The organism is Streptomyces sp. R818 (genome assembly GCF_056172735.1).
In genome coordinates, this window is sequence record NZ_JAOCNE010000016.1 from 39,424 (window position 1) to 51,456 (window position 12,033).

Sequence of the window (12,033 nt, forward strand, 5' to 3'; positions counted from 1 at the left end):
GCCCTCGGTCTCTTGTGGTTACTGGGAAACCGTAGGAGAGTCTGCGCTGACGTGGAAGAACGCACTTTTTGGTGACGGGGGAACCTGATGGTGACCAAGCAGATGAAGGATCCGGCCGAGGAAGCGGATCTCAGGCGCGCGGACTCGTTGGCGCGGGAGATCTTCTCCGACGTGGCCAACAAATGGGCGTTTCTGATCATCGAGACCCTCGGTGAGCGCACCCTGCGCTTCAGCGAACTGCGCAACGAGATCGAGGGCATCAGCCACAAGATGCTCACGCAGAACCTGCGCATGCTGGAGCGCAACGGTCTGGTCGACCGGAAGGTGCATCCCACCGTTCCGCCGCGTGTCGAGTACACCCTCACCGAGCCGGGCCAGGGTCTGCGCGCGACCGTCGATGCCATGTGCGACTGGACGCACCGCTACTTCGGCCGCATCGAGGCGGCCCGCCACCGCTTCGACGCCTGACGGCTGACCACTGACCACTGACGGCTGACGGCTGACGGCTGACGGCCCAGCGACCGCGCCTCGACCCGGCTGGGCCGCCGCCCTCGTCCGCCTACCGGACACCTGTCACCAGGGCACCTCCCCCTCGTCGTCGAAGAAGCGGCCCGTCGGCCCGTCGTCCGCCACGGTCGCCAGCCGGATCGCGGCGGCGGCGCCCTGTTGCGGGGTGCGGACGCCTCGGAAGCCGTTGAGGTCGGTCGCCGTGAAGCCGGGGCAGACGGCGTTGATCAGGACGGGTGTGCCGGCCAGTTCCTTGGCGTACTGCACGGTGACGGCGTTGAGGAACGTCTTCGACGGTGCGTAGGCGACGGCGATGGGGCCCGTCTCGGCGCCGGGCGTGGTCTGGAGCGTGAGGGAGCCGACGCTGCTGGAGACGTTCACGATCCGCGGCGACGGCGAGCGGCGCAGCAGCGGCAGGAAGGCGTTGGTGACGCGGATGACGCCGATGACGTTGGTCTCCACGGTCGCCCGGACCCGGTCCACGTCGACCGTGGTGGGTTCCTGGGGGCCGCCGCCGGTGATCCCCGCGTTGTTGACGAGCGCGTCGAGGCGCCCGGTCCGCTCCTCGAGAAGCCGGGCCGCCGCCCGCACGCTCGCGTCGTCGGTCACGTCCAGCGGCACGCCGAACGCGTCGGCTCCGGCCGCGCGCAGCTTGTCCACGGCGGCCTCGCGCCGTTCCTCGTCGCGCGCGCCGACGGCGACGGACCAGCCGAGCGCGCCGAGCCCGGCGGCGATCTCGTATCCGATGCCCTTGTTGGCGCCGGTCACCAGCGCGACTTTGTGGTGGTTCACGGTGTTCGTCTCACTCATGACGTCGATCCTTCTCCGCCGCCGGACGGGCGTCCAAGACCGTCTGGGTGGGGGCCGATACCGGCCGGGTATCGGCCCTGGCCGCCGCGGTTAGGCTGGCGGGGTGGAGACACGTGAGCTGCGGTACTTCGTCGCGGTCGCCGAGGAGCTGCACTTCGGCCGGGCCGCGCGGCGGCTCGGGATGGCCCAGCCTCCGCTGTCGCGGGCGATCGGCGGGCTCGAACGACGCCTGGGCGCCCGGCTGCTGGAGCGCGGCAGCCGGGGTGTCGAGCTGACCGGGGCGGGCGCGGTGCTGTTGCGGGAGGCGCGGGCGGCGCTGGACGCCGTCGAGGCCGCCGAACGGCGCACCCGCCGGGCCGCCCTCGCCGCGCCCGGCCGCCCCGCCGTGGTCCTGGCCGCGAAGGCGGGCGCGTCCGGTGAACTCCTGGCAAAGCTCCTCGGCGCCTACGCCGCCGAGCCCGGCGCGGCCACCGTGGACGTCGTGCTGTGCGGGCCGGGTGAGCAGACACGGCTGCTGCACGACGGGCGGGCCGACGTGGCCCTGCTGCACCGGCCCTTCGACGACACGGCCGGCTTCGACACCGAGACCCTGCGCACCGAGGGGCAGGTCGCGGTCCTCCCTGCGGGCCACCCGCTCAGCACCCGCCCTCATGTGCGGCTCGCCGAGGTCACCGGCCTGTCCGACCTGCCCCTGCCGCGCTGGCCCCGGCCCGACGGCTCCTTCCCCGAGGGACCGGGACCGCAGGTGCGCGACCACACGCAACTCACCCAGCTCATCGCCCTCGGCCGGGCCTGCGCCGTCGTCCCCGAGTCGGGTCGCAGCGGCCTGCACGACAACCTCGTCGCCGTACCGGTCTCCGACGCCCCTGACGTCACCACGGTCATCGCCTGGCCCCCGCACAGCCGCTCGACGGCGGTCGCGGGGCTGGTGCGTGCGGCGACGGTCCTGTGAGCGACGACGCATATGACGTCCAGGGCGGGGCACTGGGTGGTTCTGAGGGCTCAGGCATAGCGCCACGCCCTGACAGGAGGGAAACCATGATCGTCCTCGGAGCCATACTGCTCGTCATCGGCCTGCTGGTCGGTGTCTCCCTGCTGACGACGATCGGCGGCATCCTCGTCGTGGTCGGCGCACTTCTGTGGGTTCTCGGCGCCAGCGGGCGCAAGGTCGGCGGACGTACGCATTACTTCTAGTCCTGACGGAAGGGCGAGGGCGGGCGCGGTCAACCACCGCGCCCGCCCTCGTCGTTCGCCCGCACTCGCGGCGCGTCGCGGACGGGCCAGGTGTGCGGGAGTTCACGTCCGGCCCCTGCTGCTGACCGTCTGACCTCCACCCCGCACGGTCCCGGTCAGCCACGTGTGTGTTTCGGGGGCGGGTGTCACATGTGCAGGCAATGCGTGCCGGTTGCTTCTCGGTCACGTCTTCTGCTCCGCCCAGATACGTTGCACACTCTGTGTGTTTCATCTTCCTTCTCGGGGCGGGGCGTGCCATGGGTGCTGGGCGTGAACGCGGGCGGCGCCCGCTGGGGCTGACGAGCCTCACGGTCGCGGCGAGCGGGCTGCTCGCCCTGCTGATCGGTGTCGCGTTCGCCGTCCTGCTGTGGGCGATCAACGACGCGAACAACTCCATCTCGGCCAGACGGGCTTCGCGCACCGCGCTGGTCAAGGCGGGCACCATGGAGCAGCTCCTGCTCGACCTGGAGACAGGCCAGCGCGGATATGTGATCACCGAGCGCACGGAGTTCCTCGAACCGTGGGAGGCCGCTCGCAAGGCGCTGCCGCTGGAGACCCGGCGGTTCACCGACAGCGCGACCTCCCGGGAGCAGCGGCACACCGCCGAGCGGATCACGCGGGGAGTGGAGTCCTTCCTCGACGACTTCTCGGTTCCGCTGGTCGCGAGGGTCCGCGACGGTGATCCGGCCGCCGGTTCGCTGCGCGAGGCGACCGAGGGCAAGCGGCGCGTGGACGCGCTGCGGGCCCAGTTCGACACGTACATCTCCGACGAGCGCGTGCAGCTCGCGGAGCGCACCGACGCCGCGGGCGCCAACAGCCGTCAGGCGGTGCTCGCCGCCGCGATCGGTCTCGCGGCGTCCACGGCGCTGTTCGCCGTCTTCACGGTGCTCCAGCACCGCGCGGTGGTCCGGCCGGTGCGCGGGGCGGCGACCGCGGCCGGGGAGCTCGCGCGCGGTGACCTCGGTGTGCGGATCGCCCCCAGCCGGATCGCGGAGATCGGGGCGCTGGGCACCTCCTTCAACAGCATGGCCTCCTCTCTGCAGGACAGCCGTCGTCGCATCATGGAGAACACCGAGGCGGTCCACCGGCGTACCGCCCGCGATCTGCACGACGGGGCGCAGCAGCGGCTGGTCAGCCTGATGATCGGGCTGCGGCTCGCGCGGGAGTTGCTTCCCGGCACCGAGACGGCCGCGATCGACCTGCTCGACCAGTCCATCGACAACGCGCAGACCGCCGTCAACGAGCTGCGGGAACTCGCCTCGGGGATCTATCCGCTGGTGCTCACGGTCAAGGGCCTGGTGGCGGCGGTGAAGGACCTGGCCTCCCGGTGCCCGGTGCCCACCGTCGTCGAGTGCGTGGGCGAACGCAGGATGCCCTCCGCCGTCGAGTCGAACGCCTACTTCGTGGTGGCCGAGGCCGTGACCAACGCGGTCAAGCACGCGCAGGCGTCCCGTGTCGATGTCCTCGTGGAGTTCGGGGACGTGCTGCGGATCAAGGTCGCCGACGACGGGATCGGCGGCGTGGGCAAGGCGAGCGCGGGCAGCGGGATGACGGGTCTCGCCGACCGTGTGGCGGCGTTCGACGGGAAGCTGACCATCGACTCTCCGCCCGGCCGGGGCACCACGTTGCTGATCACCATTCCGATCCGGGACCGGGACTGAGAGCCGGGCGATGTCCCCACACATGTCAGGCCACACCCGCGCTCGTCACACGGAGGCGGATTCGCTGACCTCGCGCCACTGGGCGTCCTGGGCGGCGAGGCGGTCGGCCATCTGCCCGGCCACCGCGACGGCGTCCTTGCCGAGCAGCAGGCGCAGCGGGGGCTCCTCCGCCTCTACGACGTCCATGAGGATGCGGGAGATGAGGCCGGGGTCGCCGGGCTGCTTGCCGTCGGCCGCGCGGATGGCGCCGATGGCTCCGCCGACGACGGCCCGGTAGGGCTCGCTGACCGGCGGGGTGGCCATGGACGAGCCGGCCCAGTCGGTGCGCATGCCGCCGGGTTCGGCGACGGTGACCTTGATGCCGAGCGGGGCCACTTCCTGGGCGAGCACCTCGGAGAAGCCGCCGACCGCCCACTTCGCGGTCTGGTAGGCGCCCAGGCCCGGGACGCCGACGCGTCCGCCGACGGACGAGATCTGGATGATGTGCCCGGAGCCCTGTGCGCGCAGGACGGGCAGGGCGGCGCGGGTGACGTGGACGACGCCGAAGAGGTTGGCGTCGATCTGGTCGCGGAAGGCCTGTCCCGTCATGTCCTCGATGGCGGCCATGTCGGCGTAGCCGGCGTTGTTGACGACCACGTCGAGCCGGCCGAAGGCGTCCACGGCCGCCTGGACCGCCCGCTCGGCCGCGTCCGGGTCGGTGACGTCCAGGGTCACCAGGCGCACCCGCTCGCCGTAGGTGTCGGCAAGGTCCTTCAGCGACTCGGTGCGCCGGGCCGTGGCCACGACGTTGTGGCCTTCCTTCAGGACGGTCTCGGCGAGTGTGCGGCCCAGTCCGCGGGAGCTGCCTGTGATGAGCCAGGTTCTGTTCATGCCGGTTCCTCGTCTTTGTGTGGGTGTGCGGGGGTGGGCTTACGCGCCGTGTCGCGCGCAAGAGGCCACTGGACCTTTATGCGGGATTACTATAAGAGTCCACTGGCCTCTTGTCGATGGGCACACGCGGAGACACATGTGTCTGCCCGCTCACTCGCTTCGTCGCCGTCACTCCGCGGGCTGGAGCAGCTCGTCCCAGTTCACCCCGTCGAACTCCGTCCCCGGCGCGACCAGCGCGTAGGTCTGTGCGAGCCACTGCGCGACCGGCTCGGCGGCGATCTCGAAGAGCGCGATGTTCGTGTTGCCCAGCCGCATCCCGAGCGTGGCGGGCTCGCCGTCCTCGCCGTCCGCGTCGTACACCGGCCACAGCACCACATCGCCGACCCCGCTGCGGGTGACCAGCCCCTGGGCCAGCAACTCTCTGGCGATGACCCAGCGCACCGACCACTCCTCCCCCACCTTGAAGGTCACGGTGACGGCGAGCGGGTCACCCGCGTCGTAGGAGAACTCGCAGGGCACCTCCACGAGGTTGTCGCCGCCCAGCCAGCGGGTGATCGTCAGTGCGAGGTGGCTGGTGTTCATGGGTTTCTCCTCGGGTCCTGGGGAGTCCGCCGGTGGTCCGGACTCGACACGTCGGGCTGTCCTGGGCGTCGGCCCCAAGTCTCGGTGCGGGCAGGCGCCTTGGTCTGTCGTGCGTCCCCTCGCCCCTACTGGGGTGTCCCCATGAGGTGTCCGTAGGGTGCACCCCACACTTCCCGGAACATGTGTGACACGTGTGCGGGGGCGCGCGGGCTAGGATGCGGTCATGGGGCAACCACTGCGGGCAGTGCTGGGAGAGGACCAGCCGATCGTGCGCGAAGGCATCATGGCCATTCTCGGCAGGGCGGGCATCGATGTCGTCGCGGCCGTCGACAACGCGGTGGATCTGGTCCGCGTCGCCGAGGAACACCTGCCCGACGTCGTCATCACCGACATCAGGATGCCGCCGGCACTGGAGGCGGACGGGCTGCTCGCGGTGCGCAGGATCCGGGCCGCGCGGCCGGACACCGCCGTGATCGTGCTGTCCCAGTTCCTGGAGGCTTCCTACGCTCTCGACCTCGTCGGGGACGATCCCCGGGGCGTGGGCTACCTGCTCAAGGAGAAAGTGGCGAGCCCGCGGCTCCTCGTCGACGCCGTCGAGCGGGTCGTGGCCCGGGACTCGGCGCTCGACCCGGACGTGATCTCGGCGCTGCTCGGGCGCAAGCGTCCGCAGGACGATCCGCTGGCCGCGCTGACGCCGAAGGAACGGCAGGTCCTGGCGCTGATGGCCGAGGGCCACTCCAACACGGGCATCTCGGAACAGCTCTTCGTGAGTGTCGCCGCCGTGGAGCGCCATGTGACCGGCATCTTCTTGAAGTTGGGGCTCAGCCAGACGGCTTCGGGGCAGCACCGGCGGGTGGCGGCGGTGCTGCGCTACCTCGGGCATTGACTTGCTCCTCGGGCTGAAGCCCGAGGATTCTGGCCTTCTCGTCCGTTGCTGTGCCGCTACGTGGCACGGGGTTCGGGGGAGAATCCGTGGCTTCCTGCTTCGTCGCGCTGTGCCAGAACGAGTCCTGGTCCTACCTGCGCTCGACAGGCTGCGACCGCCAGTCCGGCGGCCGTTTTCACGTTCTTCGCGGCATTGTGGTCCCGGTCATGGACCGTGCCGCACACGGGGCAGGTCCACTCTCTGATGTGGAGAGGTTTGGGGCCGTCCTTGACGCCGCAGGCCGAACAGGTCTGGGAGGTCGGCTCGAACCTGCCGATCTTCACCAGGGTGCGCCCGTACCTGACCGCCTTGTATTCCAGCATGGCCACGAACTGTGCCCAGCCCGCATCATGCACGCTCTTGGCCAGCCTGGTGCGCCCCAGTCCCCTGACCGCCAGGCCCTCCACACCGATCGCTTGGTTCTCGCGGATCAGTTTCGTGGAGAGCTGGTGGTGGAACTCGCGGCGTGCGTCGGTCACTTGTGCGTGGGCGCGGGCGACCTTCAGGCGGGCCTTCTCGCGGTTCTTGGAGCCTTTCTGTTTACGGGACAGATCCCGCTGGGCCTTCTTCAGCTTCTTCTCCGCGCGGCGCAGGAACCGCGGAGAGTTGATCACGCGGCCGTCCGAGAAGACGGCGAAATGCGTCAGGCCCAGGTCGATGCCGACCATCTGGTCGCTGTCGGGCATCGCGGTGGCGTCGGCGGCCGGGTCCATGTCGATGACAAAGGACGCGAAATAGCGTCCGGCCGCGTCTTTGATCACGGTGACGGAGGAGGGGGAGGCGGGCAGGGTCCGGGACCACTTCACCTTCACCGCACCGACCTTCGGCAGGTTCAGCCGCCCGCTACCGGTGATCGACCAGCGGGCATTGGCCGTGAACCGGATCGACTGACGGCTGTCCTTGCGGGACTTGAACCGGGGCGCACCGCTCTTGACTCCCTTACGCTCGCCCTTGAGCGAGGCGAAGAAGTTCCGGTACGCGGACTCCGCATCGCGCAGGGACTGCTGGAGTACCACAGCGGAGACCTCGCCCAGCCAGGACCGCCCCACCGTCCGCTTTGCCTCGGTGATCAGCTTCCTGGACAGCTCACCGGCCGTCGGGAAGGCTGCGCCCGCTTTCCGGGCTTCCTCGCGGGCGCGCACCGCGTCGTTGAACACGACGCGGGCGGACCCGAACGCTCGGGTCAGCGCGATGCGTTGGCCGGTGTCCGGGTACAGGCGGAAGCTGTACCGAAGCTGCATGACGGCCTCGATACGTACTTGGGTTATGGGTGAGATGCAGGAAATCAGAACTGGTCGGCACTGTGCTTTCGTGATGCATGTGCACTTGGTCTTCGTAACCAAGTTTCGGCACGAAGTGTTCACGGACGCTCACCTGACGCGTATGGAGGAGATCATGCGCTCGGTGTGCGCGGACTTCGAGTGCGAACTGGTGGAGTTCAACGGCGAGAACAACCACGTCCACCTCCTGGTGAACTTCCCGCCCAAGGTCGCCGTCACCAAGCTCGTCAACTCCCTCAAGGGTGTCTCCTCCCGCCGCCTGCGCCAGGAGTTCCCCGAGCTGGTACAGCACTACTGGCGGGCCAACAAGCTCTGGTCCGGTTCCTACTTCGCAGGAACCGTCGGCGGCGCCCCGCTCTCCGTGGTCAAGCAGTACATCGAGCAACAGAACCGACCGGTGTGAGCATCGCCCGGCTACGCCGGGACCAGCCATCGCGGCGCTCCGCGCCACGGGTGAACACGCGGCACCCGGCTCCGCCGGCCAGGAATCCGCGGCGCTCCGCGTCGCCACGACAAGATTCGCTTCACCACCGGGCTGAAGCCCGATGCACTGCGAATGAATCCCGGTAGCCTCGGCCCGTGCCGCGTCCCGGCTGTCGGGCCGACGCGGGGAACGGGCGGGCGCGCGGAACGGGCGGGCGCGCGAGCGCTCAGGGCGCGGCAGGGGCGAACAGGTGGCGCAGGTCCGCGTCGGCCAGCCGGTCCTTGGCGACGAAGGACTCGATGCCCGCCCGCTCAAGTTCCTCGGGCGACCAGGGCGACTTGTCGGTGGACGTCAGGACGATGCGCGGCGGGTCCTCCTCGTCGGTGACCTGACGTGCGACCGTCAGTCCGTCCGTGTCGGGCAGGTGCAGGTCGAGCAGCATCCCGTCGGGGCGGTGTGCCCGCACCGCGGCCAGGGCCGAGGCGCCGTCCCCGGACTCCGCCACGACCCGCAGACCGCGCGCCGTCAGCAGCATCGTGGCGATGCGGCGGAATCCGGGGTCGTCGTCGACGACGACGATGTCGATGCACATGCTGTCAGCATGCCTGACGGTCCGACGGCGGGACCATAGGGGCTGCCCTACGGTTTGTGTACCACGCATGTAGGGCCCGGCCCCGGGGTCGGCTCCGGTCGACGCCCCGGGGCGCGCCGCTCGGCCCAGGTGGCGTCGTGGCGCGTCACTTGGCCTGCAGCGGGCCCGCGAACGACTTGCGCAGGGAGCCGGGGGCGACCAGGGGCAGGAGCGAGGCGAGCATCTTGCCCTTGAGCGTGGCGGGCTGCCGCGTCAGTTCGACGCCGATCCGGGTGCCGTCGCCCTCGGGGGTCATCGTGAAGACCCAGCCGCCGCCTGCCCCGAAGAGCTTGGAGTCCAGCGTGGTGACGGTGACCGTGTCGCCGGCCGGCTGCCACTCGTAGCGGGCCCGCTCCCAGGCCGCGGCGGTGCCTTCGGTGACCTCGGCCCAGGTGTCACCCAGGTCGTGGACCTCGAAGTGCTCGGCGTCGATGGTGGGCCAGGACTGCGCGCGGGAGGGACCGAAGTCGGTCAGCACCCCCAGCACGTCCTTGGGGGCGAGCTGGGAGACGAGCTGGAAACGGACGACCGCCATGGTTTTCCCTCATTCGAAAAGTAACTGGCCTGAGTGGTGATGTGAGAGTTTCACGACGGGCGTCACCCGTCAAGACGGTTCCGCGCCTGCCCGTCGCTCCGCCGTCATACGTATGACCATGATTCGTCGGCGAAGAGCCGCCCTTTTCTATGTGCGCGGACACTTCAGCGCTTATCGTGGGAGCGAACATGCCGGGCGAACTTCGGCCGTCGACACTTATCAGCATGTGCCTCGTGACGTGGGTACCATGCGCACGTCATTCATATCGAGGGAGTGAACGGTTGTGACCAGCCAGTCAGCCGCAGCGCTCCGATCGCGGTACGTCGAGCAAGCCGCGTCGGACCTGGAGGAGAACCGCCGCCTGCAGCAGGAGCTGAAGGAGAGGATCTCGATGCTGAAGCAGGAGGAGGCCCTCCTGGCGGACATCATCAGCCTCGCCGAGCGGTACGAGGGTTTCGCCGACGCCTCCCGCCTGCCGGAGCAGTTGCAGGACGAGCCGGTCGCCGCCAAGTCGAAGCGGGGCGCGGCCGGGACCGCTTCGCGGCGTGCGGCGCCGGGGAGGGCCGCGTCGGCGGGCGCCCCGGGCAGGGCGGGCGCCGAGGGGAAGCCGCGGCAGGCACTGCTCGGCGACCTGCTCATGAAGATCCTCGACCAGTACGACGAGCCCCTCCTGGCCAAGGAGCTGCGGGACGAGCTGCTCAAGGAGCACCCCGACCGCAACCCGACACCGCAGGTGGTGCGCAACACCCTTGAGTCCCTCGTCGCCAAGGGACGCATCCGGCGGCACAAGCAGCAGCGCTCCGTCATGTACACCCTGGTGAAGCAGTCCGACGCTTGAGGGCGGCCCCGGCGCGGCGAGGGGGTTCAGCCGCGCCGGGACCGCGTCGGTGGCCCTGGACCCGAGGAGGCCCGGGGCGGACTGCGGTGAGGTCTTGCACGCATCAACTCGCGTTGTCACCCGTCCAAATGGTGACGATGACATAATGCAACACCTTTCATCACCCGTCAAGAGGGTTATGCGCACGGGCCGTTGGTGCGCGCGTCCGTGTCAGACCGTGATCGTCTTGTACTCGGTGTACGTGCCGAGGCCGACCGCCCCGTACTCGCGGCCGATGCCGCTCGCCTTGAAGCCGCCGAACGGGCCGTCGAAGGCGACGGAGGCACCGTTGACGGTGACGGTGCCGGTGCGGATGCGGCGGGCGACGGCCAGGGCGTGCTCCTCGTCGCCGGACCAGACGCCGCCGGAGAGCCCGTACTCGGAGTCGTTGGCGATCCGTACGGCGTCGTCCTCGTCCTCGTAGGCGATGACGACCAGGACCGGGCCGAAGATCTCCTCCTGCGCGATCCGCATGGAGTTGTCCACGTCGGCGAAGACGGTGGGCGTCACGTAGTTGCCCTTCTCCAGGCCCTCGGGGACCTGCGGGCCGCCGGTGACCAGGCGGGCGCCCTCCTCGATGCCGAGCCGGATGTAGTCGCGCACCCGCTGCTGCTGGTCGGGGCGGATCATCGGGCCGATGAAGGTGTCGGGGTCGTTCGGGTCGCCGACCTTCAACGAGCCGACCAGGTCCTTCAGGGCCGTGACGACCTCCTCGTACCTCTCGCGCGGCGCGAGGATGCGGGTCTGGGCGATGCACGACTCGCCGTTGTTGAGCAGGGAGCCGAACTTCAGGCCCGCGACGGCCTTGGCGATGTCGGCGTCGGGCAGGATGACGGCCGCCGACTTGCCGCCGAGTTCCAGGCTGACCCGCTTGAGCTGCTCGCCGGCGATCGAGGCGATGCGGCGCCCGGCGCGTGTCGAGCCGGTGAACGCGATCTTGTCGACGTCCGGGTGCGACACCAGGTACTCGCTGGTCTCCCGGTCCGCGGGCACCACGCTGACCACGCCCTCGGGCAGACCCGACCGCTCAAGGAGTTCGGCCAGGAAGCCCATGCTCAGCGAGTTCTCCGGAGACACCTTCAGGACGACGGAGTTGCCCGCGAGCAGCGAGGGGATGACCTTCGAAGTGGCCGAGGAGAAGGGCGAGTTCCACGGGATGACCGCGGCGACCACGCCGATCGCCTCCCGGCGCACCACACTGCGTACGGGCGACGACGGGTCGGAGGGGGCGAGGGTCTCCTCCCAGCCGAACTCCTCGGCCGCCTTCAGGTAGGCGTTCGCCTGGCGGGTCAGGCCGGGCTGCCCGGCCCGGGTGAACCAGCCCGCCGAGCCGTTCTCCAGGGAGATCAGGTGCGCGACCCGCTCCGCGTTCTCCTCGCGCAGCGCGTTGAAGCGGCGCAGCAGCGCGATCCGCTCCGCCGGCGGGGTCAGCCGCCACTCCCCCTTGTCGAACGAGGCGCGGGCCGCGGCCACCGCACGGTCGATGTCCGCCGGGCGGGCCTGGGCGGCGCGGCCGATCGGCGCCTGGTCGTGCGGGGAGGCGATGTCGAGCAGCCCGGGATCGCTCGGCTCGACCCAGGAGCCGCCGATGTAGAGCTTGTCGTAGGTGATCATGAGCTTTCCCTCTTCCGCTGCTGTCGACCCGTAGGGCGCTTGCATCTTTAACTGCCACTTCAATGTAGCACTTCTTGCCCACAA

The 12,033-nt window shown here is 69.9% G+C and carries 14 protein-coding genes; 7 read left to right on the forward strand and 7 right to left on the reverse strand.

The annotated features are described in order from the left end of the window. Positions 1 to 87: 87 nt before the first annotated feature. On the forward strand, positions 88 to 468 hold the full coding sequence (locus N5I75_RS38765) for a winged helix-turn-helix transcriptional regulator (RefSeq protein WP_476685123.1): 381 nt from the start codon (positions 88 to 90) through the stop codon (positions 466 to 468). Between the two features lie 105 nt (positions 469 to 573). On the opposite strand, the gene N5I75_RS38770 is transcribed toward N5I75_RS38765, so the two are convergent. Then, on the reverse strand, positions 574 to 1,317 hold the full coding sequence (locus tag N5I75_RS38770; RefSeq protein WP_476685124.1) for an SDR family oxidoreductase: 744 nt from the start codon (positions 1,315 to 1,317) through the stop codon (positions 574 to 576). Positions 1,318 to 1,420: 103 nt separating this feature from the next. Between N5I75_RS38770 and N5I75_RS38775 the strand changes: the two genes are divergently transcribed. The 3 genes from N5I75_RS38775 to N5I75_RS38785 all read left to right on the forward strand — a co-directional run bounded on the left by N5I75_RS38775 (position 1,421) and on the right by N5I75_RS38785 (position 4,211). Further along, positions 1,421 to 2,269, forward strand: coding sequence for a LysR family transcriptional regulator (locus N5I75_RS38775; RefSeq protein ID WP_476685125.1), 849 nt, complete (start codon positions 1,421 to 1,423; stop codon positions 2,267 to 2,269). Positions 2,270 to 2,355: 86 nt separating this feature from the next. Continuing rightward, entirely contained in the window at positions 2,356 to 2,511 is a 156-nt protein-coding gene (locus tag N5I75_RS38780) for a hypothetical protein (protein ID WP_476685126.1), read from the forward strand. Positions 2,512 to 2,807: 296 nt separating this feature from the next. Next, complete coding sequence (locus tag N5I75_RS38785; protein ID WP_476685128.1) at positions 2,808 to 4,211, forward strand: CHASE3 domain-containing protein; 1,404 nt, start codon at positions 2,808 to 2,810, stop codon at positions 4,209 to 4,211. A 45-nt stretch (positions 4,212 to 4,256) separates the two neighbouring features. Here N5I75_RS38785 and N5I75_RS38790 read toward each other — a convergent pair whose 3' ends face one another. Next, positions 4,257 to 5,081 carry an oxidoreductase gene (locus N5I75_RS38790; RefSeq protein WP_476685130.1) on the reverse strand — a complete coding sequence of 275 codons (825 nt, stop codon included), beginning with the start codon at positions 5,079 to 5,081 and terminating at the stop codon, positions 4,257 to 4,259. A 168-nt stretch (positions 5,082 to 5,249) separates the two neighbouring features. Next, a complete protein-coding gene (locus N5I75_RS38795) occupies positions 5,250 to 5,663 on the reverse strand; it encodes an SsgA family sporulation/cell division regulator (RefSeq protein ID WP_476685132.1) in 414 nt (137 codons plus the stop codon). A gap of 223 nt (positions 5,664 to 5,886) precedes the next feature. Here N5I75_RS38795 and N5I75_RS38800 point away from each other — a divergent pair, with 223 nt between their 5' ends. Beyond that, the gene (locus N5I75_RS38800; RefSeq protein WP_476685134.1) at positions 5,887 to 6,549 is read left to right on the forward strand and encodes a response regulator transcription factor; all 663 of its coding nucleotides are present in this window, start codon (positions 5,887 to 5,889) and stop codon (positions 6,547 to 6,549) included. A gap of 56 nt (positions 6,550 to 6,605) precedes the next feature. Here N5I75_RS38800 and N5I75_RS38805 read toward each other — a convergent pair whose 3' ends face one another. Continuing rightward, a complete protein-coding gene (locus tag N5I75_RS38805) occupies positions 6,606 to 7,829 on the reverse strand; it encodes an RNA-guided endonuclease InsQ/TnpB family protein (protein ID WP_476685136.1) in 1,224 nt (407 codons plus the stop codon). A gap of 25 nt (positions 7,830 to 7,854) precedes the next feature. On the opposite strand from N5I75_RS38805, the gene tnpA reads away from it, so the two are divergent. Then, the gene (gene tnpA, locus N5I75_RS38810; RefSeq protein WP_476684532.1) at positions 7,855 to 8,271 is read left to right on the forward strand and encodes an IS200/IS605 family transposase; all 417 of its coding nucleotides are present in this window, start codon (positions 7,855 to 7,857) and stop codon (positions 8,269 to 8,271) included. A gap of 247 nt (positions 8,272 to 8,518) precedes the next feature. Here tnpA and N5I75_RS38815 read toward each other — a convergent pair whose 3' ends face one another. Both N5I75_RS38815 and N5I75_RS38820 read right to left on the reverse strand, forming a co-directional pair. Beyond that, positions 8,519 to 8,884, reverse strand: a complete 366-nt coding sequence (locus tag N5I75_RS38815; protein WP_476685137.1) for a response regulator — start codon at positions 8,882 to 8,884, stop codon at positions 8,519 to 8,521. A 145-nt stretch (positions 8,885 to 9,029) separates the two neighbouring features. Then, entirely contained in the window at positions 9,030 to 9,458 is a 429-nt protein-coding gene (locus N5I75_RS38820) for an SRPBCC family protein (protein WP_476685139.1), read from the reverse strand. A gap of 283 nt (positions 9,459 to 9,741) precedes the next feature. Here N5I75_RS38820 and N5I75_RS38825 point away from each other — a divergent pair, with 283 nt between their 5' ends. Then, positions 9,742 to 10,296, forward strand: a complete 555-nt coding sequence (locus tag N5I75_RS38825) for a hypothetical protein (protein ID WP_476685141.1) — start codon at positions 9,742 to 9,744, stop codon at positions 10,294 to 10,296. 210 nt (positions 10,297 to 10,506) lie between these two features. Here N5I75_RS38825 and N5I75_RS38830 read toward each other — a convergent pair whose 3' ends face one another. After that, positions 10,507 to 11,949, reverse strand: coding sequence for an aldehyde dehydrogenase (locus tag N5I75_RS38830; RefSeq protein ID WP_476685142.1), 1,443 nt, complete (start codon positions 11,947 to 11,949; stop codon positions 10,507 to 10,509). Positions 11,950 to 12,033 lie beyond the last annotated feature (84 nt).